This is a genomic window from Tardiphaga sp., assembly GCF_044340795.1.
Taxonomy (GTDB): domain Bacteria; phylum Pseudomonadota; class Alphaproteobacteria; order Rhizobiales; family Xanthobacteraceae; genus Tardiphaga.
Genome location: NZ_JBIISY010000014.1, coordinates 1 through 25,379 on the forward strand (window position 1 = coordinate 1; position 25,379 = coordinate 25,379).

Below are 25,379 nucleotides of genomic sequence, written 5' to 3' on the forward strand. Positions count from 1 at the left end.
CCGCCGAAGAAGATGCGTTCGAACTGCCGATGGTGCGCAAGTTCGCTGCGCGTGAGCTGATCGCCGGCATCTGGGACTGGGACATCAGCAACGACCGCAACCATCTCGATGCCGGCGCGGCCAATCTGTTCGGCGTCGATCCGGAACGCGCCGCGCGCGGGCTGCCGAATGTAAACTATTTTGGCGCGATCCATCCCGACGATATCGCCCACCTGCAGGCTGCAGTCGCAGCCTCCATGCGGCGCGGTGGCATTTTCGAGTGTGAGTACCGGCTGATCAGGAACGATCGCGTTCACTGGATTATGGCGCGCGGCAATTGCACGCTCGACCGCCACGGCCGACCGGTGCGGCTGCCCGGCGCACTGATCGACATCACCCACGACAAGAAGATGAACTGACGATCCGACTTACGCGGCGCTGCTGCGTGCGCGGTCGATCATGGCGTCCATGTCGATCTCCGGCGCCATCGACGGCGAGTCGACGTCGCAGACGGCATAGCGGTTCTTGCCGTCATTCTTGGCGACATAGAGCGCCTGGTCGGCGGCGGCGATCAGCCGTTCCGGATACTGGCCGATCCGCGACTGCCACTGCGCGACACCGATGGATGCCGCGATCTGGACTTCGCCGGGCATGCAGGCGGCGGCGTCGGCGCGACAGGCATCAAGAATGCGATGCGCGATGGCTGCGGCCTCAGACACAGAAGTCGACGGCAGCACGATGCAGAACTCGTCGCCGCCCGAACGCGCCAGTAGATCGCCGGGGCGCAGCTTGCTCTGAGTCATGACCGTGAAATGGCGCAGGCAATCGTCGCCGGCCGCATGGCCGTGGCCATCATTGATTTCCTTGAAGCCGTCGAGATCGATGGCCAGCAGCGCAAACGGCTTCTGCGTGCGATGCGCCAGTGCGCACTCCTCCGACAGGCGCTGCACCAGATGGCGACGATTAGCGACGCCGGTGAGATCATCCACCAGCGCGAGTTCAGCAACCTCGTCGCGCAGGCGGTCGATGGCCATCACCAGGAAGGCGAAATTCCACGACATCGTGAGGAAGACCAGCACCAGCAGAAGCACCGCCTGCACCTGGTTCAGCTCGACGAACCCCATGGTGCCGCCGGACTCGAGCAGGCCGCAGAGCGAGCGGACCGTATGCGCCACGATCACCAGAACCGCGAGAGTGGCGGACAGATAGCTGCCGGCTGTGCGACCGCCATTGCTGCGCGACAGGGACAAGGGGATGGTGCCGGCAACCGAGATGGACTGCACCACCGCATAGACGGCGATGCGCATCGCAATGCTGTCATGCCAGACGGTGAAGATGGCGAGACCGACGACACCGACGGCGATCAGCGCAAACTCCCAACGCCAGTTCGGCGGCCGGTCGTAAAAGCGGCTGACGCCCATGACGGCGAGACTGGTGGCAATCAGCAGCATGCCATTGCCGAGCACGATCGGAACCAGCGGGTCGATTTCGACCAGACTGCGCAACAGCGAGACCACCATGCCGATCGCTGCAGTGAAGGCGGCTGCCGCCCAGTAGCGCGCGGCATGCAGGTTGGGATAGCTGCGGGCGACATAGGCCCAGACCACGCCGAGCGCGAGAAAATTGACGTCGAAGACCGTGAACAGCGTCGGTACGCTCAACATGGGATTGCTCCCATTGGCTGTACGGCGCGCTTGCGCACGCTGAGTTTGATCGCTGTCATCCCGCTGACCTGCCGTTCCCGTAGAGGCCGCAAATTGCAGCCGTGACGCTTAACGGAATGTCACCAGCGCGGGATAATCCACACCGTGGTTTTGAAAGCGTGAAGGCAAACCGGCAAGTCTTCCTTAACCACGGGAACCCGCCGGGTTCGCTGGGCGGGCGCGATCAACCTCCAGCCGCGAGGCGATCAGCAAAATAGCCGATGGTTTTCCGGTAGATAGTCGCCCGGTTCCACTCCCGCATGGCCTCGAAATTCGCGGTGCCCTCGCCGTAAGGCTGGCCGCCCTTGAAGCCCGCGGTCTTCAGCAGATTGGCGGTAGACGCCAGCACGTCCGGCACCGAATGGCGGAGGTCGACATGGCCGTTGCCGTCGAAATCGACGCCGTACTTGATGTAGCTGGACGGCAGGAACTGGGTCTGCCCGAGTTCGCCGGCATAGGCGCCGACCAGATCCTTCAGCGGCAGGTCGCCACGCTGCACGATCTTCAGCGCCGCCAGCAATTCGCCCTGGAACAGCTCGGTGCGGCGGCAATCATGCGCCATGGTGGTTAGCGTGCGGATCACCGGCATCTTGCCGATATCGCCCTTGCCGAAGTCGGACTCGAGTCCCCAGATCGCGACAACGATCTGCGGCGGCACGCCGAAGCGCTGCTCGATGCGCGACAGCAGCGAGGCGTGGCGCTGCATCATCTGCAGGCCCATCTTGATGCGGCCGGCGCCGACGCGGGTCGAGACATATTGCTCGAAGGTCTTGTTGAAGGTGCCGCGCTGGCGGCGGTCGAAATTCAGCACCGCCTGGTCCTGGGTGACGCCGGCAAAAGCCTGCTGGATCACGCCTTGCGAGACACCGGCGGCCGCGGCTTCCTGCGACATCTGCGCGACGAAGCTCTGGAAATCACCACCGCATTTGGCGGCGTAGGACGGTGTGGCAATGGCGGCTGAGGCAATCGACAAAGCGGCAATGGCGGCGAGACGAAACGACATGGAAATCCTGCCCGGTTGCGGTTGCGCGAGTGTGGCATGACGGATGTGTCGGAACAACGGCGGTCCTTATCTCTCCCCGGCCGCGTGGCTTGAGGGAGGGAGCACGACGTTGGGAGCATCGCTTGTTCACATGTCAAACAGCCACGTCATTGCTGAAATCATGAGATCCCGTTCTCGCGGCGCCGGAGCGTCCGAGGTGTGAGCGGTTTACCCTCGAAGACACGAGGGGAGGTGGCACGCCGCAAGGCGCACTTGGTGGGACTGGACGCGATCGGTGCGCACTGGATCGCCAGTGCTGGCCGGCCGCGCAACGCCTTACGGCGCGCCACCGCGACGTTTTTCCAGTCGAAGGACCGTTCTTCCGGGCAAAGGCAGTTGGCCCGCAGGCCCGGCAGTTTCCTGCCTGTCGCCGATGCCACGTCCAGCCGCGCAATAGCGGCAGACCCCCATAGTGGGGCCGGACGGTTACCCCCGACCGCCCGAGTGCAAGAGGATGCGTGGTCCCCCTGCCCGCAGGCGCCGCATCCTGCCCCACTCAAAGACGCCTCATGAGAGCGCCCCTCGTGGACAAGACGGGAGGGATAATGGCGGAGATGGGAATTTTGTCAAGAACAAAATAGGAACAAGCATCTCGCGCGCGGCGCACTTGTTGTCCCTCCCTCAAGCGCGGCGCAGCCGCGCGCAGCGGGGAGGGTGGCACAATGCGAGCGTTCAGCGAGCATTGTGACGGGTGGGGTGCTTCCCCAAACTCCGACGGCACGTGGGGCGCCCCACCCCGCCCCTCCCCGCTGCGTCGCTACGCGACTTGGGGGAGGGAGAACATCTGCCTGCGCCAATCACTAACCACTCTTCGCAAACAATTCCCGCCCGATCAGCATGCGCCTGATCTCGCTCGTGCCTGCGCCGATCTCGTAGAGCTTGGCGTCGCGCAGCAGCCGCCCGGTCGGATAGTCGTTGATATAGCCGTTGCCGCCGAGCAGCTGGATCGCATCCAGCGCGCATTGGGTGGCGCGTTCGGCGGAATAGAGGATCGCGCCGGCGGCGTCCTCGCGCGTGGTCTCGCCGCGGTCGCAGGCCTTCGCCACCGCATACACATAGGCGCGCGAGGCGTTCATGGTGACATACATGTCCGCAACCTTGCCCTGCACCAGCTGGAAATTGCCGATCGGCTCGCCGAACTGCTTGCGCTCATGCACATAGGGCAGCACCACATCCATGCAGGCCTGCATGATGCCGAGCGGGCCGCCCGACAGGACGGCGCGCTCATAGTCGAGGCCGGACATCAGGATGTTGACGCCCTTGCCGACGGCGCCGAGCACGTTTTCTTCCGGCACTTCGCAATCCTCGAAGACGAGTTCGCAGGTATCCGAGCCGCGCATGCCGAGCTTGTCGAGTTTCTGCGCGGTCGAAAAACCCTTCATTCCCTTCTCGATGATGAAGGCGGTGATGCCGCGCGGACCGCCATTGGGATCGGTCTTGGCATAGACGATCAGCGTCTCCGCCACCGGGCCATTGGTGATCCACATCTTGCTGCCATTGAGGATGTAGCGATCGCCCTTCTTGTCGGCGCGCGTCTTCATCGACACCACGTCGGAGCCGGCGCCGGGCTCGGACATGGCCAGTGAGCCCACATGCGCGCCGGAAATCAGGCCGGGCAGATATTTGCGCTTCTGTGCATCGCTGCCGTTGCGGCGCATCTGGTTGATGCAGAGATTGGAATGCGCGCCATAGGACAGGCCCACCGAGGCGGATGCGCGCGACACTTCCTCCATGGCGATGACGTGTTCGAGATAGCCGAGCCCTGCCCCGCCATACTCCTCCTCCACCGTGATGCCGTGCAGGCCGAGCTCACCGAGCTTCGGCCACAGATCGATCGGGAACTGGTTATTCCTGTCGATGGCGTCGGCGCGCGGCGCGATCTCGTTCTGGGCGAAATCGCGCACCGTTTCGCGGATCGCCTCGGCGGTCTCGCCGAGATCGAAGTTGAACATGTGTTGGGCGTTCGGGATCATCGGGCGGCCTCCGGTCGTCTCGCATTTATGGCGCGCCGAGCGCGCGTTTGGCTCATTGAAGACAGCAAATGCGCTGGCAAATCAACCATTTCGGCTCGTCCGAAAGTTGTAGTCACGCTTGCGTCAATCCTCATTCCAGCATCTAATTAGACGCAATAAAGACACCGCGACGCAAGACGGTGTGCATCAGGGACGAACGAAACCGGGGAATTGTCATGCACGGGACAATTGAGTCCGATCGCATCATCGAATCCGACCACATGCTGCGCCAGCGTCGCGCCCGCGACGCCGCCTATGCCACGCCGCTCGAGGACTTCGATCCCGGCAATCCCGAACTCTTCCGCGACGATACGTTCTGGCCCTATTTCGAGCGCCTCCGCCAGGAGGAGCCGGTCCATTACTGCCGCGACAGCATGTTCGGGCCGTATTGGTCGGTGACCAAATACAACGACATCATGGCGGTGGAGATCAACCACAGCACCTTCTCATCGGCGGCCTCGTTCGGCGGCATCACCATTCGCGATGCCGGCGTGCAGTTTCGCCGGCCGATGTTCATCGCCACCGATCCGCCGCATCACTCGGCCCAGCGCAAGACCGTGGCGCCGATGTTCGCGCCCAACCACATGGACGAGCTCGCCGGCCTGATCCGCTCGCGCACCGCAGAGGTGCTCGATGCTCTCCCGCGCAACGAAACGTTTGATTGGGTCGATCGCGTCTCCATCGAACTCACCACGCAGATGCTGGCGACGCTGTTCGATTTTCCGTGGGAGGAGCGGCGCAAGCTGACGCACTGGTCCGACGTCGCCACCATGCTGCCACCGACACCGGAAGCGGAAGCGCAGCGGCAGAAGGAGCTGCGCGAATGCGGCGAATTCTTCGGCCGGCTATTCCAGAAGCGCATGAACGCGCCGCCGAAGAGCGACCTGCTCTCGATGATGGCGCATAGCGAAGCCACGCGACATCTCGATCCCGAGAGTTTTCTCGGCAACATCATCCTGCTGATCGTCGGCGGCAATGACACCACGCGCAACTCCATGTCCGGCGGCGTCTATGCGCTGAACCAGTTTCCACAGCAGTATGATAAGTTACGCGCCAATCACGCACTGATCGACAGCATGGTGCCGGAAATCATCCGCTGGCAGACGCCGCTCGCGCATATGCGACGCACCGCGATCGCCGATACCGAACTCGGCGGCAAGCAGATTAGGAAAGGCGACAAGGTCGTCATGTGGTATGTCTCCGGCAATCGCGATGCCGAGATGATCGAGCGGCCGGATGAATTCATCATCGACCGCGAGCGCCCCAATCGCCATCTCTCCTTCGGCTTCGGCATCCACCGCTGCGTGGGCCTGCGCCTCGCCGAACTGCAATTGAAGATCGTGTGGGAAGAAATCATGAAACGCTTCGAGCGCATCGAGGTCGTTGGTGAACCGCACCGGGTCTTTTCCTCATTCGTGAAGGGCTATGAGACGCTGCCCGTTCGCATCCACTGATCCACACAGAATCGCTACCAGAAGAGCAGACGCCATGAACATCCAGAACCGTATCGATCCCGACAAGGCGACCCGCGACCGCATCGCGCGCGAGCTCGCTTATTCGATGCCGCTGAAGGACTTCCATCCCGGCGCGCCAAAGTTGTTTGCCACCGACACGCTATGGCCATTCTTCGAACGGCTGCGCGCGGAAGAGCCGGTGCACTACTGCACCAATGCGCCGATCGAGCCCTATTGGTCGGTGACCAAGTACAACGACATCATGAAGGTGGACACCAGCCACGGCATCTTCTCGTCGGATTCAAAGCTCGGCGGCATCGGCATTCGCGACGAGCCGGAAGGCTATAGCTGGCCGAGCTTCATCTCCATGGACGAGCCGAAGCACACGCCCCAGCGCAAGACCGTGACGCCGATGTTCACGCCCGAACATCTCGACGAACTGGCAAAGCTGATCCGCACGCGCACAGCCAAGGTGCTCGACGGCCTGCCGCGCAACGAGACCTTCGACTGGGTCGATCGCGTGTCGATCGAGTTGACCACGCAGATGCTGGCCACGCTGTTCGACTTCCCGTTCGAGCAACGGCGAAAACTGACGCGCTGGTCGGATGTCGCCACCGCGCTGCCCAAGAGTGGCATCGTGTCCTCGGAAGACGAACGCCGCCGCGAGATGGGCGAGTGCTTCGCGTTTTTCCAGAACCTCTGGAATGAACGCGTGAATTCCGAACCGCGGAATGACCTGATTTCCATGATGGCGCATAGCGATGCGACACGCTTCATGGAGCCCGACAACCTGATGGGCAACATGATCCTGCTGATCGTCGGCGGCAACGACACCACCCGTAACACGATGACCGGCTCGGTGCTCGCCCTGAACGAGAATCCGGACCAGTACCAGAAGCTCCGCGACAATCCGGCGCTGATCGAAACCATGGTGCCGGAAGTGATCCGCTGGCAGACGCCTTTGGCGCATATGCGTCGGACAGCATTGCAGGATACCAATCTGGGCGGAAAGGACATCAAGAAGGGCGACCGCGTCGTCATGTGGTATGTTTCCGGCAATCGCGACGACGAGGTCATCGAGCGGCCGAATGAATTCATCATCGATCGCAAGCGGCCGAAGATTCACCTGTCATTCGGTTTCGGCATACACCGCTGCGTGGGCATGCGCCTGGCGGAGTTGCAATTGAAGATCGTTTGGGAGGAAATACTGAAACGGTTCGAAAACATCGAAGTTGTGGGGGAACCCAAGCGCGTGTATTCGAGCTTCGTCAAAGGCTACGAGCATCTTCCGGTCCGGATTACATGAGGCCAGGGATCACGTAGCCGTCCAGGATCACGTAATTTCCCATCAAGAAGAGAAGCCTCCTTGACGAAACATGCAGCCGCTGAAGCGGACGAATATGCTGACATCCGCGATGCCGTCGCCAAATTGTGCGCGCAGTTTCCCGGCGAATACTGGCGCAAGCTCGATCGCGAGATGGCCTATCCGAAGCAGTTCGTCGATGCGCTGACGGAAGCCGGATATCTCTCGGTGCTGATCCCCGAGGAATATGGCGGCTCGGGCCTCAAGCTCTCCGCGGCGGCGGCGATCCTGGAAGAGATCCAGCGCGCCGGCGGCAATGGCGGCGGCTGCCACGCCCAGATGTATACGATGGGCACGGTGCTGCGTCATGGCAGCGACGCGCAGAAGGCGCAGTGGCTGCCGAAGATCGCCTCGGGCGAGGTTCGCCTGCAGGCCTTCGGCGTCACCGAGCCGACCTCGGGCACAGACACGTCATCGCTGAAGACGGTGGCGAAAAAGGACGACAACGGCGACTACATCGTCAACGGCCAGAAGATCTGGACCAGCCGCGCCGAATATTCCGACCTGATGCTGCTGCTGGCGCGCACCACGCCGAAGGACCAGGCGGCGAAGCGCACTGATGGCCTGTCGGTTTTCCTCGTCGACATGAAGGAGGCTAAGAAGAAGGGCCTCGAGATCCGCCCGATCCGCACGATGATGAATCATGCGACCACCGAAGTGTTCTTCACCGACATGAAGGTGCCGAAGGAAAACCTGATCGGCGAAGAGGGCAAGGGTTTCCGCTACATCCTCTCCGGCATGAATGCCGAGCGCATCCTGATCGCCGCCGAATGCGTTGGCGATGCGAAGTGGTTCATCGCCAAGGCGAGCGCTTATGCCAAGGAGCGTCACGTGTTCGGACGGCCGATCGGCCAGAACCAGGGCATCCAGTTCCCGATCGCCAAAGCCTACGCGTCGATGCGCGCGGCCGAACTGATGGTGAAGGAAGCGCTTCGCAAATATGAAGCGGGCCTCGAATGCGGCGCCGAGGCCAACATGGCCAAGATGCTCGCGGCCGATGCGTCGTTCGAAGCGGCCAACGCGTGTATCCAGACCCATGGCGGTTTCGGCTTCGCCGAGGAATACGACGTCGAGCGCAAATTCCGTGAAACGCGACTGTATCAGGTGGCGCCGATCTCCACCAACCTGATCCTTTCCTTCGTGGCCGAGCACGTGCTCGGAATGCCGCGCTCGTACTAAGTCACCCACTCCTCGTCATTGCGAGGAGCGTAGCGACGAAGCAATCCAGTTCTTGCTTGCAGCTTTCTGGGTTGCTTCGCTGCGCTCGCAATGACGACTAACGTCATTCGGGGAAATCACATGCTGCCGCTCAAAGGCCTCACCGTCGTCGCCGTCGAACAGGCCGTGGCGGCGCCCTATTGCAGTTCGCGCCTGGCTGACGCCGGCGCCCATGTCATCAAGATCGAACGGCCCGAAGGCGATTTCGCCCGCGGCTATGATGCCGCCGCGAAGGGCCAGAGCAGCTATTTCGTCTGGCTCAACCGCGGCAAGGACTCGGCTGTGGTCGATCTCGCGACGCCGGAAGGCCGCAAGCAGCTGGAAGAGCTGATCGCCACCGCCGACGTCCTGATCCAGAATCTCAAGCCCGGCTCCATGGACAAGCTCGGCTTCACGCTGGAGCGCCTGCGCAAGGATTATCCGCGGCTGATCTGCGCTACCATCACCGGCTATGGCGATAGCGGCCCCTATGCCCATCGCAAGGCCTATGACCTGCTGATCCAGGCCGAGAGCGGCCTCGCTTCCATTACCGGCGGCCCGGAAGGCCCGTCGCGCGTCGGTGTCTCCATCGTCGACGTCGCCACGGGTGCCACTGCGCATGCGGCGATCCTGGAAGCGCTGATCGGGCGCAGCGTGTCCGGCGAAGGCGCCGATATCCGCATCTCCATGTTCGACGTGATGGCCGACTGGCTGACCGTGCCGCTGCTCAATGCCGAGAACGGCAAGGAGCCGAAGCGCATGGGCCTCGCGCACCCTTCCATCGCGCCCTATGGCGTGTTCAATTCGAAGGAAGGCAAAGGCATCCTGATCTCGATCCAGAGCGAGCGCGAATGGAAGATCCTTTGCGCCAAGGTGCTGGGCAATGCCGATCTCGCCACCGATGCGCAGATGGTCAACAATGTCACCCGCGTGCACAACCGCGACTACACCGACAAGGTGGTCGGCGACATTTTTGGCTCGCTGTCACGCGAGGAGCTGCTGAAGCGCCTCAGCGATGCGGACATCGCATTCGCCGAGGTGAACACCATGGCGGATCTGTCGAAGCATCCGCATCTGCGTCGCATCACCGTGGACACGCCGAACGGCCCGGTGGCCTATCCCGCGCCCGGTGCGATCTGGATAGATGCGGACCGCAAATATGGCGCGGTGCCGGGCATCGGCGACGTGCAGAAGTAAGGAACACAACATGACCGACACACTCGACATCGATCATCTCAAGCAGTGGATCGGCCGCACCGACGAGGCGTCCGACGCCATCACCGCGCAGCTGGTGAAGGGCCTGCGCGCGACGCTGTTCCTCGATATCGGCACGCCGAAGACCGGCGACATCGCGCCATTCACCACCCATTGGTGCCTGGCGCAGCCGGTGGCGGCCATGGACAAGCTCGGCACCGACGGCCACCCTGCCCGCGGCGGCTTCCTGCCGCCGGTGCCGCTGCCGCGCCGCATGTGGGCCGGTGGCGAGGTGCAGTTCATCGCACCGCTGCAAGTCGGCGATGAGGTGACGCGGTCGTCGAAGATCCTCGATGTGAATGTTAAGACCGGCTCCACCGGCACCCTGTGCTTCGTCAATGTCGAGCACACCATCACCACGCCGCGCGGCGTCGCCATTCGCGAGCGCCAGGACATCGTCTATCGCGCCATGCCGACCAGCATGGCGCCAGCAGCCCCAGCACCAAAGGAAGTGCCGACCGCACAACATCAAGAAACGCACTACGCCGATCCGGTGCTGCTGTTCCGCTACAGCGCCCTGACCTTCAACGGTCACCGCATCCATTACGACCGCGACTACGTCACCAAGGTCGAGTTCTATCCCGGCCTCGTCTTCCACGGCCCGCTGCAGGCGGCGCTGCTGGTGGAGTTTGCGGCGAAGCTGAAGGGCAAGGCGCCGGCCAAGTTCGCCTATCGCGGCGTGTCGCCACTGTTCGATGGCGCCGATTTTACGGTGAATGCGAACGAGACGGCGGACGGGCTGGAGCTCTGGACCGCCAATGACAAGGGCGCGCCGACGATGAAGGCGACGGCGAGCTGGTAGCTCCGCCTTCCTTCAATTCCACCCTCATCCTGAGGCGCCGCGCAGCGCGCGGCGTCTTGAAGGATGACGACGGAGCTCAGCATCTCATGGTTCGAGACAGTGCCTAGAGGCGCCTCCTCACCATGAGGGCTCGAGTGCGTGGCGAGGGTTCAACAACTCACGGTCCCGGCGACACCGCCGCCAGTGCGATGATTCCGTCGCTGTCCATCGAGATGCGCCAGTGCGAGGCGCCGTTTTCGTGCCAGACCGTGTAGGAGTCCGTGCCCTGCGCGCCGACGCCCAGGAACTTGATAGACTTGACCGCGCCCAGCTCCTGCATGTTGGCCTGCAGCTTTGGCAACTGCTTCCGTGTCGCTTCCGCCAGTGCCGGGCTCATTTCGGCATAGTTGGGCTTGCCGCTCATGGTCCCCGCAATGAGGCGGCCGATGGCAGCCTCGGAGTGCGGATTGGCGGTCTGGCTTTTCATCCGATCGACAGTGCGCGCCTCAACTGCCTGCGCCGCCGTCGCATCGATGCGCGGCATCGTCATGTTGCCGCCGCCCTGATGCAGGATCAGCGCGTTCGCCGGTCCGCCAGCGTCGGCCACGAATGTGAACTGCGCATTCACCGCCTTGGAGAAGAAGCGGGTGTCTGTCTCGGCGAAAATCGGCGAGTTGCGCTGCCCGGTCAGTTGCGCCAGCAGGTGATCGCCCTCGCGCGTCACCGTCATGACGGCGTTTTCGTGCAATCGATAGAAGCCGACATAGCGATCGAGCAGAGCGCTGTCCAAGGTGATCTCCTTCCGTGACGGCTGGTTTGCGGCGCTCGCAGCATTGACTGCAGGCGCGGTCGGCGTGTTGTCGGGCGGGCTTACCTGCGCCGCGCCCGCAACCAGCGACAGCCCGAGGCAGGCGAGCGCCGCCGCTGATGTCCATGTCCACTTCGTCTTCTGCCGCAGCATGTTGCCGATCCTTTGCTCGAGGAAAGATTTCGATTCCGACATCGCGGCCACCACGGCGATGTTGCCGGACTGCCGTTCGCCAACTGCAATCAGCGTCTCGCCATAGCGCCCGACGTCGTAGCCGCGTCGCAGCACCCGCGCATCGCAATCGATCTCGATGGCGAAGCGCAGCCGGCGGAACTGGAACCACAGCGGGATGTTCCAGGGAATGCAGATCAGGATAGCGAGCGCGACCATCAGCACCTGCGCATCACGCCCATCGAGATGCGCCTGTTCATGGGCGATCACCAATTCCTGCTGTTGCACGGACGCGGTCGTCAGCCAGCGCGGCACGACGATGCGGGGATGGCGCAGCCCGACAATCGCAGGGCCGGTGTTGTCGGAGATATCAACCGGCACGCCGGCCATGCTGCCGCGCGCCCAGCGTCGTCCTTGTCGCTGCAGGTGCCAGGCGCTGCCGGCGACGACGAGCAGCAGCCCGAGCGACATGGCCAGCCAGCCGGCTTTCAGCATCGTGTCCAGACTTGGCGAGGTCGCGATCGGGCCGGTGCCGGCCGCGACCCAGCTGGATGGTGAGAAATCGCGCAGTGTGATGTCGCGCAGCACGGCGGTGGTGGGCGTCGTCGCCGGCGCTGTGCCTGGCATTTGCGGCAGCTGCACCGACACCGAGGAGACCACGAGCGGAATCAGCAGCGACGCCACGATGCTGGTGACCCACACCCAGCGTGTCGGCTGCTTGCGGAGACGCGCCGACCGCTCGAAGGCCCATGCCGCGAGCCCGAGCAGCAGGCTCACCACGATGACATAGCACATCCAGCCAAGCATCAGTCGTCTCCCTGTCCGGACTTGTCAGCAAGCAGCTTCCGCATCTTGCGGATCTGCTCGGCACTGAGCTTCTGATCCGCCACCAGACGCGTGAACAGCAGCTCGGTCGATCCCTTGAACAGTTTGCGCGTCAGGTGCTGCAGCGCGCTTTCCTGCGCGGCCTTCTGCTTGACCGCCGCGAAATAGCGGTGGCCGCGCCCCTCCTGTTCGTGCGCCACATAGCCCTTGCTTTCCAGCGTCCGCAGGATGGTGAGGACGGTGGTGTAAGCGAGCTTGTCATCCAGGGCGTCCTGCACCTCGGCCACCAGCGACGGACCTCGCTCCCACAGCACGTCCATCACATCGGCCTCGCGATCCGTGAAGAAAATGTCCACCACGCTCCTCCTACTATGAGTTTAGTAGACGATGTCACGCGCACCTGACCTTGTCAACTATTGCTATAGTTTATCGATTGACCTGTCCTTGTGAGGGAAACAAGTGTCTCAGTGCCATTCATCACGGCATTGACACCCCGCGTCTTTCCGCCGTTGATGAGTCAACAAGACACGGCAGAACAACTGCCCGCATCGTGAGGAAACCGCCTTGGCCCGCGCCCCCAAAACCACCACCGTCAAAGACGCCACGCTGCATCTGCTGCGCGGCTTCGGCATCGATCGTGTATTCGGCAATCCCGGCTCCACCGAACTGCCGTTCCTGTCCGACTGGCCCGACGACATCGACTATGTCCTCGGGCTGCAGGAAGCCTCCGTGATCGGCATGGCCGATGGCCATGCGCAGGCGACGCGCAATGCGTCTTTTGTCAATCTGCATTCCGCCGCCGGTGTCGGCCATGCGCTCGGCAATATCTATACCGCGCATCGCAACCAGACGCCGATGGTGATCACCGCCGGCCAGCAGGCGCGCAGCATCCTGCCGCTGCAGGCGTTTCTCTATGCGGACCGTGCATCGGAATTCCCGCGGCCTTATGTGAAATACAGCGTCGAACCCGCGCGCGCCGAAGACGTGCCGGCGGCGATCGCGCGGGCCTACTACGTCGCCATGCAGCCGCCTTGCGGGCCGACTTTCGTGTCGGTGCCGATCGATGACTGGGCCAAGCCCACGCAATTGATCGAAGCACGGCATGTGAGCCGCGAGATCGGGCCGGAGCCCGAAGCGATGCAGAGGCTCGTGGCGGCACTCGGAGCAAGCAAGAACCCTGCCCTCATCGTCGGCCCGGGTGTCGATCGCGCTGGCTGCGTGGATGAGATGGTGGCCGTGGCGGAGAAGACGAAAGCCGCCGTGTGGGTCAGTCCGTTCTCCGCGCGCTGCAGTTTTCCGGAACGGCATCCGCAATTCCACGGCTTCCTGCATGCGTCGCCGGCACAGCTCTCCGATGCGCTCAAAGATTACGATCTCGTTGTCGTCATCGGTGCGCCGGTTTTCACCTTCCACGTGGAAGGCCATGCGCCGATCTTCGACGGCGGCACCACGATCTTCCAGGTCACGGATGATCCGGACTCAGCCGCGGTCGCGCCGATCGGCACCAGCATCATCGCGACCATGAAGCCCGCACTGACGATGCTGCGCGATCTGATGCCGGAAACAAAACGAAACATTGCCAAGGGACGCGTGCTGCCGCCGGCGCCAGCGGCGGCTGATCCGATCCCGATCGACTTCCTGCTGCACACCCTCTCGCAGGCGATGCCGGCGGATGCGATGCTCGTCGAGGAAGCGCCCTCGCATCGCCCCGCGATGCATAAATATCTGCCCATGCGCGGCGCGAATTCATTCTGCACGATGTCGTCGGGCGGCCTTGGCTGGTCATTGCCGGCCTCGGTCGGCATCGCGCTCGCGTATCCCGGCCGCCGTACGGTGTGCCTGATCGGCGATGGCTCGGCGATGTATTCGATCCAGGCGCTGTGGACTGCGGCCCAGCGAAAACTGCCGATCACCGTCGTGGTGATCAACAATTCCGGCTATGGCGCCATGCGCTCGTTCAGCCAGGTGATGCAAGTCAGAAATGTTCCCGGCCTCGATCTGCCCGGAATCGATTTCGTCAAAATTGCCGAAGGAATGGGCGCGCATGCCACGCGGGTCAGCACCCATTCGGAACTTGAAAAGGCTTTCCGGCATAGCTTGCAGCATGCGGGCGTCAGCCTTGTCGAGGTGGTCGTCGACTCCGCGGTTCCCGTGCTTTATGGACAAAAGCATTGATGACGATGCGGGATAACGGAAGAGGACGCATGACGAAGGCGCACGACGGCAAGCCGAACGACATCCGCCCGTCGGGCCGGATGACCCACAGCTCGCATTGGGGTGCCTTCTCTGGCGAGTGGGTCAACGACCAGCTCGTCATCTCGCCGCATCCGATCGATCCCGATCCGAACCCGATCATCCAGAATTTTCCCGAAGCGCTGCGCCACAAGGCGCGCATCGCCAAGCCGATGGTCCGCCGCGGCTGGCTGGAACATGGTCCGGGCCCGAGCGATCGCCGCGGCCGCGATGGCTTTGTCGAGATGGAATGGGACGAGGTGCTCGACCTGCTCGCTGGCGAGCTGAAGCGCGTCAAGGACAAGCATGGACCGCAGGCGGTGTTCGGTGGCTCCTATGGCTGGTCGAGCGCCGGCCGCTTCCATCACGCGCAGAGCCAGGTGCATCGTTTCCTGAACTTTGCGCTCGGCGGCTATGTGCGTTCGGTCAATTCCTATTCGGCCGGCGCCTCCACGGTCATCATCCCGCGCATTCTCGGCGACTATGAGGACATGACCCGCCGCAACATCGGCTGGGACGAAGTGGTCGAGCATTGCGATCTCGTCGTTGCCTTTGGCGGCATGAACACCAAGAATTCGCGCGTCGCCGGCGGCGGCATCAGCAAGCACACCGAACATCGCGACATGATCGCGGTGAGCAAGCGCGGCGGCGAATTCGTGCTGATCTCGCCGCTGAAGACCGACCTGCCCGACGAGGTGAACCAGGACTGGCTGCAGGCGACTCCGGGCAGCGATGTCGCGCTGATGCTGGCACTGGCGCATACGCTGGTGATGGATGGCACGCATGACCGCGCCTTCATCGATCGCTGCAGCGTCGGCTTCGATGAGTTCGAAAAATATCTCATGGGCCGCAGCGACGGCCAGCCGAAGGATGCGGCCTGGGCGGCTGACATCACCGGGCTCGAAGCGGATGTGATCCTCAAGCTGGCGCGCCGCTTGCCCGGCAAGCGCGTGCTGTTCACCGTCGCGCATTCGCTGCAGCGGGCGCGGCATGGCGAGCAGCCGGTATGGATGTCGGCGGTGCTGGCGACCATGCTCGGCCAGATCGGGCTGCCCGGCGGCGGCTTCGGCTATGCGCTCGGCGCCATCGCCAATTACGGCCGCCGCTACAATGCAGTGCCGATCGCGGGCCTGCCGCAGGGCAAGAACGGCGTTGCCGATTTCATCCCGGTCGCGCGCATCTCCGATATGTTACTGAAGCCGAACCAGCCGTTCGACTATAACGGCAAGCGGATGACCTATCCGGATATCAAGCTGGTCTATTGGGCCGGCGGCAATCCGTTCCATCATCACCAGGACATCAACCGCCTGCGCAGCGCCTTCGCGCAGATCGACACGCTGGTGGTGCACGAGCTGGCCTGGACCGGCACCGCGCGCCATGCGGATATCGTGCTGCCCGTCACCATGTCGCTGGAGCGCGAGGACATCGGCAGCGCGCAGACCGATCCCCTGATGGTCGCGATGCACCAGATGGCCGAGCCGTTCGGCCAGGCGCGCAACGACTACGAGATTTTCTCGGGGCTGGCCGAGCGCCTTGGCAAGGGTGCGGAATTCACCGAAGGCCGCAGCGTGCGCGAATGGCTGCAGCATCTCTACAAGACGACCTATGACGGGCTGGTCGCTGGGGGGCATGAGGCGCCGGACTTCGAGACGTTCTGGGCGAATGGCGAAGTGCTGCTGCCGCAAAAGCCGCTGGATGGCGGCACGCTGCGCGCGTTCGTGAATGATCCCGCAGCGCATCCGCTGCCGACGCCGAGCGGCAAGGTGGAGATCTTCTCCGCCACCATCGCGGGCTTCAATTATGCGGACTGCCCGGGTCATCCGGCCTGGCTTACACCTATCGATGTGCCGACGGCGGAGACGCCGCTGCATCTCGTCGCCAACCAGCCGGCCTCGCGCCTGCACAGCCAGCTCGATTTCGGCGGCCACAGCGCTGCGGAGAAGCGCCGCGGACGTGAAGTGGCGCGCATGCATCCGACAGATGCCGCGGCACGTGAGATTGCGGATGGCGACATCATCAGGCTGTTCAACGAGCGTGGCGCATGTCTCGCGTCGGTGGTCGTGACCGAAGACGTGATGGCCGGCGTGATCCAGCTGCCGACCGGCGCCTATTACGATCCGGAAGACATCAACGAGGACAAGCCGCTCTGCGTGCACGGCAATCCGAATGTGCTGACGCGGGATGTGGGCACGTCGTCGCTGGCACAGGGATGTACGGGACAATTGACGGTGGTGCAGGTGGAGAAATTCACCGGCAACCTGCCGCCGATCCAGTGCTACGATCCGCCGGTGCCGGTGGCACGGCCTAAGCCGCCACGGCTGGAAGCGGCGGAGTAGTTTTTATTTTGTAGGCCACAGGCGCCTCTGATCTCCCTCCCCCAAGCGGCGCAGCCGCGCCGTGGGGAGGGTGGCGCGTAGCGCCGGGTGGGGTCTATCCCCACGTGACGTCAGAGCGTGGGGAGAGACCCCACCCGCCTCGAACGCTTCGCGTTCGATCCACCCTCCCCACTGCGCACAGCTTCGCTGTGCTTGAGGGAGGGAAAGGAGAGCCGCTATTTCCCAAACTCCTCCCGCATCTTCGCCTGGATCTTGGCCATGCCGCCGATCCAGCGGTCATAGTTCTCCGTCTTCTTCCGCATGTAATCGATGACCTGCTTGTGCGGCAGAATGAGAAAGCTCTCCGCCTCGATCCCCGCCAACGCGTCCGCGGCCACCTGCTCCGGCGACAGGTTGCCGTCATTCGACTGCGGGCCTTTCGGGATGTTCTTCAGCATATTGGTATCGACGCCCTGCGGGCACAGGATCGAGACCTTGATGCCATGGGCGCGATGCGAGATCGCAAGACTCTCCGCAAAACCCACCGCCGCATGTTTCGTGGTGGAATAAGCGGGGCTGCCCACCTGCGACAGCAGGCCCGCCGCGGAAATCGTATTGAGGAAATAGCCGCCGCCGCGCTCCTTCATCAACGGGACCAGATGGCGGGCGGCATAGACATGGGCCATCACATGGATCGCCCAGCTTTTCATCCACGGCTCGTCCGAGGTGCCGCCCGCATTCGGGCTCAGGGGATCGAAGCCGCCGCCGATGCCGGCATTGGAGCAGAACAGATCGATGGGCCCGAATTGCCGCTCGGTCTCGTCGATCACATGCTTGATGTCGTCCTCGCGACCCACATCGCATCTGAACGACGCACCGCCGATGCCGTCGGCCACCGCCTTAGCACGCTCGCCGTCGAGATCGACGACGACGACTTTCTTGGCGCCGGCCTTGTGAAACGTCTCGCACAGCGCCTGGCCGATGCCATTGGCGCCGCCGGTCACGACGACGATCTTGCCGTCCACCTGCATGCCTTCACTCCCTGCATTTTTTCTGGGCGGCTTACGCCGCGGTGCTCAGCACCATGTCGAGCACCGCCGTATAGTGGCATGCGGCACCAAGCAGGACAAATGCGTGCCAGATGGCATTCTGAAAGCGCAGGCTGCGCCAGGCATGGAAGATCACGCCAAGCGTATAGAGCGTGCCGCCGGCGGCGACGAACCACATGGTGAGCGGCGGCAACGGCGTGAACACGGAGTCGTAGGCCATCATGCCGCTCCAGCCCAGAGCGAGATAGAGCAGCACCGCGAGGCGATCGAAGCGGCCGGGATAGCGCAGCTTGATGACGATGCCGGCAATCGCGACGCTCCAGACGAAAGCAAGCAGCCCCGCGGCGAGCCAGCCATTCGCCATCTGCGCGAGGAATGGCGTGTAGGTGGCGGCGATCAGCAGATAGATCGCGGAATGATCGAAGCGCCGCAGGAACCATTTTCGCGGCGACACCGGCCACATGTTGTAGGCCGCGGAGAAGCCGAGCATGGCCAGCAGGCCGGCGGCATAGATCGAGACGGTGACGAGTTCGGTGGCCGAGGCGAAGACGGCGGTGAGGACGATCAGCACCGTGAGCGCGATCAGCCCGCTGAACACGCCGACGCCATGGACGATGCCATCGGCGATCAACTCGGCGCGGTCATAGTTCCAGCGGATCGCGCCGGCGACCATGGTGGCGGAGTTGGCGGTGAACTGCTTCAGGCGGAAAACGGTCATGGCGAATGCTGGCCGGTCGGCTGGTGATGCAGATGACGCGCCCGCCCCAGGCGCGCCGGTTAATTCCCCATGATCCCGCGATAGATGATGCACTGCGGAAGGTCAATGAAAGCTGAATGACGAAGCTGTAACACTCCGTCAGCGAACTTGATTTCAGCCTGATAATCGCCACCTTGTGATCGCGTTCCATTTTCTGAACTCGCGCCCGCGAACGCATCAGGAGTACCCACGCGCAATATGGCCAGCCTTTCCGAACTTGTCGAAGAAGCCCGGCTGTCCGCGCGCGCATTGCTCGATTATGGCGACGGTCTGTTCAATCCCACCTTGCGGCTTGGCGTCACAGGCCTGTCGCGCGCGGGCAAGACGGTATTCATTACAGCACTCGTCCACGGCCTGACCCGGGGCGGCAAGTTTCCGGTGTTTGAATCGCTGGCCACCGGGCGCATCGCCAAGGCGCGGCTCGCACCGCAGCCCGACGATGCAGTGCCCCGCTTCGCCTATGAGCAGCATCTGGCCACGCTGATCGACGAACGGCGCTGGCCGAACTCGACCACCGACATCAGTGAATTGCGGCTGGTCATCGACTATCAGCGCAAGAACGGCGCCGAGCGAACGTTGACGCTGGATATCGTCGACTATCCCGGCGAGTGGCTGCTCGACCTGCCGCTGCTGAACAAGAGCTACGAGGCATGGTCGGCGGAAAGCCTCGCGCTGTCGCGGCAAGGCCCACGCGCGGCGATCGCGGCCGGCTTCCTCGCACATCTCGCGACGCTCGATCCGGCGGCGCCGGAGAACGAGCAGTTCACGCTGACCGCCGCAAAACTGTTCACTGATTATCTGCGCGCCTGCCGCGACGAACGCTTTGCCATGAGCCTGCTGCCGCCCGGCCGCTTCCTGATGCCGGGCAATCTCGCGGGATCGCCCGCCCTCACCTTTGCGCCGCTGGATGTCCCGGCCGATGGCAGCGCGCCGGATGGCTCGCTGTGGGCGATGATGAAGCGGCGCTATGAGGCGTATAAGGACGTCGTCGTCCGGCCGTTCTATCGCGATCACTTTGCGCGGCTGGACCGGCAGATCGTATTGGTTGATGCATTGTCGGCCTTCAATGCCGGGCCGGAGGCGCTGCATGATCTCGAAGCGGCGCTGGCCGGCATTCTCGACAGTTTTCGCATCGGTCGCAGCTCGATCCTGAGCACGCTGTTCCGCCCGCGCGTCGATCGCATCCTGTTCGCCGCGACCAAGGCCGATCATCTGCACCATCTCAGCCATGACCGGCTGGAGGACGTCCTGAAGCAGATCGTGCGCAAGGCACTGGCGCGGTCGGAATTGTCCGGCGCCGCCGTGGACGTGGTCGCCATCGCGGCGGTGCGCGCCACCAAGGAAGCCCTGGTGCAGCAGGGCCGCGACAAGCTGCCGTCCATTCTCGGCACGCCGGTGGCCGGCGAGTCCGCCAATGGCGAGATTTTCGACGGCGAGACGGAGGTTGCGACCTTCCCCGGCGATCTGCCGACCAAGCTCGACGGCCTGTTCACCGGCGGCGCCTTCACCGGTCTCTCCAGCGCAACCGCGGACAAGGCCGATTATCGTTTTCTCAAATTCCGTCCGCCGCTGCTGGTGCGCGAGGCCGGCGCCGAACCCGCGCTGCCTCACATCCGCCTCGACCGCGCGCTCCAGTTCCTGATCGGAGACCGCCTGCAATGACCGACCGCACGCGCCGCCCGGCCACGTTCCGGCTCGACGATCCTCATGTCACCGTGATGGATGGCGATGACGATATCGGCCGCCTCGCCCGCGGCGCCATCCGCATCACGCCGGAGCCCGAGCCGCAACTGCCTGTCGCCATGGACGAGCCGCTGCGCCCGGCCCGCAAGGGCTTTGGCTGGGGCACGCTGTTCTGGAGCGCGCTCGGCGGCCTCGTGCTGCTCGGCACCGGTCTCGGCGTCGCCAATCTGATCCGCGACCTGTTCAGCATCAATGACGGTCTCGGATTCCTCGGCCTCGGCCTTGCCGCGCTGGTGTCGCTGGCGCTGGTAGTGATCATCGTCCGCGAGGCGCTCGGCCTGATCCGGCTCGCGACCATCGAGAAGCTGCATGCGCGCGCGCTGGAGGTGATCGCCAGCGACGACCGCAGCGAAAGCCGCGCCGTGCTGGCCGACCTGCTCAAGCTCGCCCACAGCAATCCCCGCCTCGCCCGCGCGCGCACCGCGCTGCAGGCGCATGCCGGCGAGATCATTGATGGCGCCGATCTCATTCGCCTCGCCGAACGCGAGCTGATGTCGCCGCTGGATATCGAAGCCCGGCGACTGGTCTCCGTCGCTGCGCAAAGAGTCTCCGTGGTCACCGCGATCTCGCCGCGGGCGCTGGTGGACATGCTGTTCGTGTTCGCCGCGGCGATCCGTTTGGTGCGGCAACTCGCAAAACTCTATGGCGGCCGGCCGGGCGCGCTCGGCATGATTACGCTGCTGCGCCATGTGATCAGCCATCTCGCCATCACCGGCGGCATGGCCGCCAGCGACAGCATCATCCAGCAGGCACTCGGCCACGGCATCGCGGCCAAGCTGTCGCAGCGACTGGGCGAAGGAATCTTGAATGGGCTGCTGACGGCGCGACTCGGCCTTGCAGCGATCGACGTGACGCGACCATTGCCGTTCACGGCGCTGCCGCGGCCGCAGCTGGCGGATCTGGCCAGGGATCTGGTGCGAAAGAAGGAAGAGGCGAACCTGTAGGGTGGGCAAAGGCGCGCTTGCGCCGTGCCCACCTTCCAGTGCACGGCTGGTGAAGGTGGGCACGCTACGCTTTGCCCACCCTACAGGCTCCAAGCCGTAATCCGCCGGCCGAGTGTATAGTTGAAACGCCGTGGCGGACTACGCTTCGCTGATCCGTCCTGCGGCACGGGCCAGCGCCGGCGGCCGATAGAACGGCGTGTCCGGCGCGGGGTTCAGCTCCGGCGTCCAGCCGGTGAGCTTGTCGATCTGGAACGCGCGCATCGGTGTGCCGCGCCACATGGTGTTGAGCTGGGCCAGTGGCTGCAGCGTGGCACCGGCGCCGAGCAGCAAGGCGCGTTCTTCCCCATCCGGCTGTGCGATATAGAGGCCGGGCTTGCCTTTGATGCGATCCATGCCGGGATCGCGGAAGCCGAGGAAGCGCGAGCGCTCGTTGACCTGGATCACCGGCACGCTGTCCTTCAGGTGCCAGCGCAGCATCGCATAGACACGGTAATTCGTCGTGGCGATCCAGGTCGCGCCCGTTGCTTTCATCTCCTGCACGGCGCGCGCGGCGAGCCCGTCATAGCCGGCCTCGGTGCCGATGGGATCGTTGCGGCCGAGCAGATTCCATGGCGCCGCGATCGAATAGAGGAATGCGAGCACGACAAAGGGAATGCCCACCACGATCGACGTCGCAATCCAGCGATGGCCGGCACGCACCGTCGCGGCGGACCAGCCGTCGTCCGCGAGGCGCGTTACATTGATCGCCGCCACCGCAATGGCCGGCGGCCACATGAACATCGGCCAGGTATCGCCGACGCGCAAAGTGAGCGAGCGCCACAGGAAATACAGGAATGGCAGCAGCACGCTCAAAGACAGCAGCAGCGCCACCGGATCGCGCCGGCGGGCACCGCGCCACAGCGTCAGCACGCAGGCAGAGACCAGCACCGGAAACAGCACGAAGCCCACCTGCGCGAATTGCAGGCCGATGAATTCGCCCAAGGTGCCCAGCGAGAATTCATGCGGCGCCGTCACGCGCACGAACTGGAACTTGAACGATGCCCAGTCATGCATCGCATTCCAGATCACCACCGGCGACGACACCGCCAGCGCGACCAGGACCGCGAGCCACGGATACGGGCTCTTCAGCCAGCGCAGCCGCCAATCCGGCACCAGCATGAAGACGAGGATGGCGGGCACGACGAGCACCACCGTGAGCTTCGACAACAACGCGAGCCCGCCGAAAAAGCCTGCCGCCAGCCACCAGCGGCCATCACTGGTTTCGGCCAGGCGCACCAGCGACCACAGCATCGCCGTGGCGAACGGGATCATCGCGACGTCGGGCGAGACCTTCGCCATCAGCAGGCCGTAATACAGCGCGGCCTCGGTCATCAGCACGGTGACCACCATCGCCCGCAGATCCTGCGTGACGCGGCGGACGATATCGACCAGCAGCCCCTGCGTGACGGCCAGCGCGACGATGCCGAAAAAGCGGACGCCGAAGGCCGTGTCGCCGAAAATCGCGGTGCCGAGACGGATGAACCAGGAGATCATCGGCGGGTGATCGAGGAAGGACAGCACGCTCTCCTTCGACCAGGTCCAGTAGTAGGCCTCGTCGGTGCGCAGCTCGAACGCGCCGGCATAGACCAGCCGCATCACCAGAAGTGCGAGCAGCAGTGCCCCCACGGCGGCGAGCGACCGGCGCGAGACATTGCGGGCGAGAGGTGTGGGAGAGAATGACGTCATGGCGGGCTTTTGGGCTGGTCACGCCATGGTGTCAACTTGTTGACCACACTCGTGTAGGATGGGTCGAGCGGCGCGAAAACCTATCGATTCCAGTGCTGGCGGTTGATGGATTTTCGCTTCGCTCAACCCATCCTACGCATTCTCCATGGCCTCAGCATGCCCCGGACCACCCTTCCGCTCCCTGCCTCGCATTCTTCCGCCCCTTGGTGGGAAGGCATCGGCCTGCGCCAGATCCGATTGACCTCGGCGCTGGTGCTGTTCACCTATCTGCTCAGCCACTTCATCAATCACGCGCTCGGCAACATCTCCATGGACGCGCTGCAGGCCGGCGTCGTCATCCATGCCGGCATCTGGCAGTTCTTTCCGGTCGCCGTGATTTTCTACACCTCCGTCCTGATCCACGGCTCGCTCGGCATCTGGGCCATGTATGAGCGCCGCCAGTTCCAGTGGAAGACGACCGAACCGCTGCAGCTCGTGCTCGGCCTCAGCATTCCCGCGCTGATCGTCGCCCATGTGGTGGCGATCCGCCTCGGCGAGAACATCTATGATATCGATCGCAGCTATCCGCAGGTGTTTGCGAGCTGGATATCCTCCTCCCTGCGGCTGTGGGCCATGTACACCGTGGTGCTCGTCGCCTGGACCCATGGCTGTATCGGCCTGTATTTCTGGCTGCGCATGAAGCGCTGGTTCAGGCGCGCCGCGCCGTGGCTGCTCGCCGCGGCCGTGTTGCTGCCGACGCTGGCGCTGCTCGGCATCTTCCAGGGCCAGCGCATGGTCGCGGCCAGCATCGCGTCACCGGAATGGCGGGCCGCCAATCTCGGCGTCGAGCAGGTCGGCACGTCCGCGCAGCAGGACGCGCTCGCGACCATCACCGACAATCTCCTGATCGGCTACGCCGTGCTGTTGCTGCTGGTGCTCGCCGCGCGCGGCATCCGCATCCTGCTGGAGCGACGCGCCGGGATGATCAGCCTCGCTTATGGCGGCGGGCGTACCGTGCGCGTGCCGGTCGGGCTCAGCGTTCTCGAAGCCAGCCTGCGCCACAAGGTGCCACATGCCAGCGTCTGCGGTGGCCGGGCGCGCTGCTCCACCTGCCGCATCCGCGTCACCAGCGATCTCGCCGCCCTGCCCGCGCCGTCGGCGCGCGAGAGCTTCGTGCTGAACCGGCTCGGCACCGATAACGATCCCGCGATCCGCCTCGCCTGCCAGCTGCACCCCACCGCCGATCTCGCTTTCGTGCAATTGCTGGCGCCGCATGTATCGAGTGCCAATGCCCATGCGACGCATCCGGCGCGGATCGGCCAGGAGCGCTATCTCGTCTGCATGTTCATCGACATGCGCGGCTCCACCATGCTGGCGGAAAAGCGGTTGCCTTACGACACCGTGTTCATCGTCAACCGCTTCCTCGCGGCGGTGTCGCAGGCGGTCGTTACTGCGGGCGGCAAGCCGAACCAGTTCATCGGCGATGGCGAGCTCGCTTTGTTCGGACTCAACTGCGATCCGCAGACCGCATGCCGCCAGGCGTTGCAGGCCGCAGCCAGGATCGCCGAGAATATCGACGAATTGAATCAAGCCCTGAAATACGACCTGCCGGAGCCGCTGCGTTTCGGTATCGGCATCCATGGCGGCGAAGTCATCGTCGGCGACATCGGCTATCGCGACAATATGGTGTTCACCGCACTCGGCGATCCCGTCAATGTCGCAGCACGGCTGCAGGACATGACCAAGACCCTGTCATGCGCCGCCATCGTGTCGGAAGACGTGTTCATCAGTGCAGGCTTTGATACCGAGACACTGGCGCCGCACGATCTTCCTGTGCGTGGCCGCGTGGCGCCGATCAAGGTGCGTGCGGTGGGCGATACACGGCAACTGCTATCACTTGCCCCCAGAGAGACCACGCCTGCCTGATCGCCGGTGCGGTGCAGTATGGCGCGACACAGCTACCCATCATCGCCCTCCGCTGCGGCAAACCGCCCCGCGCGCGACCAAAGCACGCGACCGATTTCAAAGTGAGCACGAAATTCGCGA

19 protein-coding genes are annotated in these 25,379 nt (G+C 63.9%); 11 read left to right on the forward strand and 8 right to left on the reverse strand.

All coding sequences use genetic code 11. The features are described from left to right. Nucleotides 1-398, forward strand: a 398-nt coding sequence (locus ACIQ17_RS03945) for a PAS domain-containing protein (protein ID WP_398465607.1), incomplete at its 5' end; no start/stop codon positions are given. Between the two features lie 9 nt (nucleotides 399-407). Here ACIQ17_RS03945 and ACIQ17_RS03950 read toward each other — a convergent pair. The 3 genes from ACIQ17_RS03950 to ACIQ17_RS03960 all read right to left on the reverse strand — a co-directional run bounded on the left by ACIQ17_RS03950 (nucleotide 408) and on the right by ACIQ17_RS03960 (nucleotide 4,697). Then, complete coding sequence (locus tag ACIQ17_RS03950; protein ID WP_398465609.1) at nucleotides 408-1,643, reverse strand: GGDEF domain-containing protein; 1,236 nt, start codon at nucleotides 1,641-1,643, stop codon at nucleotides 408-410. A 223-nt stretch (nucleotides 1,644-1,866) separates the two neighbouring features. After that, a complete protein-coding gene (locus ACIQ17_RS03955) occupies nucleotides 1,867-2,685 on the reverse strand; it encodes a lytic transglycosylase domain-containing protein (RefSeq protein ID WP_398465611.1) in 819 nt (272 codons plus the stop codon). 839 nt (nucleotides 2,686-3,524) lie between these two features. Further along, nucleotides 3,525-4,697 carry an isovaleryl-CoA dehydrogenase gene (locus tag ACIQ17_RS03960; RefSeq protein WP_398465613.1) on the reverse strand — a complete coding sequence of 391 codons (1,173 nt, stop codon included), beginning with the start codon at nucleotides 4,695-4,697 and terminating at the stop codon, nucleotides 3,525-3,527. Between the two features lie 215 nt (nucleotides 4,698-4,912). Here ACIQ17_RS03960 and ACIQ17_RS03965 point away from each other — a divergent pair, with 215 nt between their 5' ends. The 5 genes from ACIQ17_RS03965 (at nucleotide 4,913) to ACIQ17_RS03985 (ending at nucleotide 10,806) form a co-directional block, all read left to right on the forward strand. Next, nucleotides 4,913-6,190 carry a cytochrome P450 gene (locus ACIQ17_RS03965; protein ID WP_398465615.1) on the forward strand — a complete coding sequence of 426 codons (1,278 nt, stop codon included), beginning with the start codon at nucleotides 4,913-4,915 and terminating at the stop codon, nucleotides 6,188-6,190. Nucleotides 6,191-6,224: 34 nt separating this feature from the next. Next, nucleotides 6,225-7,496 carry a cytochrome P450 gene (locus tag ACIQ17_RS03970; protein ID WP_398465617.1) on the forward strand — a complete coding sequence of 424 codons (1,272 nt, stop codon included), beginning with the start codon at nucleotides 6,225-6,227 and terminating at the stop codon, nucleotides 7,494-7,496. Nucleotides 7,497-7,556: 60 nt separating this feature from the next. Beyond that, complete coding sequence (locus ACIQ17_RS03975; RefSeq protein WP_398465620.1) at nucleotides 7,557-8,732, forward strand: acyl-CoA dehydrogenase family protein; 1,176 nt, start codon at nucleotides 7,557-7,559, stop codon at nucleotides 8,730-8,732. A 120-nt stretch (nucleotides 8,733-8,852) separates the two neighbouring features. After that, nucleotides 8,853-9,947, forward strand: coding sequence for a CaiB/BaiF CoA transferase family protein (locus tag ACIQ17_RS03980; RefSeq protein ID WP_398465622.1), 1,095 nt, complete (start codon nucleotides 8,853-8,855; stop codon nucleotides 9,945-9,947). A gap of 10 nt (nucleotides 9,948-9,957) precedes the next feature. Next, the gene (locus ACIQ17_RS03985) at nucleotides 9,958-10,806 is read left to right on the forward strand and encodes a MaoC family dehydratase N-terminal domain-containing protein (RefSeq protein WP_398465624.1); all 849 of its coding nucleotides are present in this window, start codon (nucleotides 9,958-9,960) and stop codon (nucleotides 10,804-10,806) included. Nucleotides 10,807-10,963: 157 nt separating this feature from the next. On the opposite strand, the gene ACIQ17_RS03990 is transcribed toward ACIQ17_RS03985, so the two are convergent. Then, entirely contained in the window at nucleotides 10,964-12,571 is a 1,608-nt protein-coding gene (locus ACIQ17_RS03990; protein WP_398465626.1) for a M56 family metallopeptidase, read from the reverse strand. Then, nucleotides 12,571-12,945: a BlaI/MecI/CopY family transcriptional regulator gene (locus ACIQ17_RS03995; RefSeq protein ID WP_398465628.1), complete on the reverse strand. Its 375-nt coding sequence runs from the start codon at nucleotides 12,943-12,945 to the stop codon at nucleotides 12,571-12,573. The genes ACIQ17_RS03990 and ACIQ17_RS03995 overlap by 1 nt, the downstream gene beginning before the upstream one ends. A 208-nt stretch (nucleotides 12,946-13,153) precedes the next feature. On the opposite strand from ACIQ17_RS03995, the gene mdlC reads away from it, so the two are divergent. Both mdlC and ACIQ17_RS04005 read left to right on the forward strand, forming a co-directional pair. Next, entirely contained in the window at nucleotides 13,154-14,764 is a 1,611-nt protein-coding gene (gene mdlC, locus ACIQ17_RS04000; protein ID WP_398465630.1) for a benzoylformate decarboxylase, read from the forward strand. 29 nt (nucleotides 14,765-14,793) lie between these two features. Continuing rightward, nucleotides 14,794-17,157 carry a molybdopterin guanine dinucleotide-containing S/N-oxide reductase gene (locus ACIQ17_RS04005; RefSeq protein WP_398465632.1) on the forward strand — a complete coding sequence of 788 codons (2,364 nt, stop codon included), beginning with the start codon at nucleotides 14,794-14,796 and terminating at the stop codon, nucleotides 17,155-17,157. 215 nt (nucleotides 17,158-17,372) lie between these two features. Here ACIQ17_RS04005 and ACIQ17_RS04010 read toward each other — a convergent pair whose 3' ends face one another. Beyond that, the gene (locus ACIQ17_RS04010) at nucleotides 17,373-18,167 is read right to left on the reverse strand and encodes an SDR family oxidoreductase (RefSeq protein ID WP_398465634.1); all 795 of its coding nucleotides are present in this window, start codon (nucleotides 18,165-18,167) and stop codon (nucleotides 17,373-17,375) included. Between the two features lie 31 nt (nucleotides 18,168-18,198). Further along, a complete protein-coding gene (locus ACIQ17_RS04015) occupies nucleotides 18,199-18,903 on the reverse strand; it encodes a hemolysin III family protein (RefSeq protein WP_398465636.1) in 705 nt (234 codons plus the stop codon). A gap of 237 nt (nucleotides 18,904-19,140) precedes the next feature. Here ACIQ17_RS04015 and ACIQ17_RS04020 point away from each other — a divergent pair, with 237 nt between their 5' ends. Further along, the gene (locus ACIQ17_RS04020; protein WP_398465638.1) at nucleotides 19,141-20,604 is read left to right on the forward strand and encodes a YcjX family protein; all 1,464 of its coding nucleotides are present in this window, start codon (nucleotides 19,141-19,143) and stop codon (nucleotides 20,602-20,604) included. Beyond that, complete coding sequence (locus ACIQ17_RS04025; protein ID WP_398465640.1) at nucleotides 20,601-21,629, forward strand: YcjF family protein; 1,029 nt, start codon at nucleotides 20,601-20,603, stop codon at nucleotides 21,627-21,629. The genes ACIQ17_RS04020 and ACIQ17_RS04025 overlap by 4 nt, the downstream gene beginning before the upstream one ends. A gap of 138 nt (nucleotides 21,630-21,767) precedes the next feature. Here ACIQ17_RS04025 and ACIQ17_RS04030 read toward each other — a convergent pair whose 3' ends face one another. Further along, nucleotides 21,768-23,354: a glycosyltransferase family 39 protein gene (locus ACIQ17_RS04030; RefSeq protein ID WP_398465642.1), complete on the reverse strand. Its 1,587-nt coding sequence runs from the start codon at nucleotides 23,352-23,354 to the stop codon at nucleotides 21,768-21,770. Nucleotides 23,355-23,510: 156 nt separating this feature from the next. On the opposite strand from ACIQ17_RS04030, the gene ACIQ17_RS04035 reads away from it, so the two are divergent. Then, a complete protein-coding gene (locus ACIQ17_RS04035) occupies nucleotides 23,511-25,259 on the forward strand; it encodes an adenylate/guanylate cyclase domain-containing protein (protein WP_398465644.1) in 1,749 nt (582 codons plus the stop codon). Nucleotides 25,260-25,379: the final 120 nt, after the last annotated feature.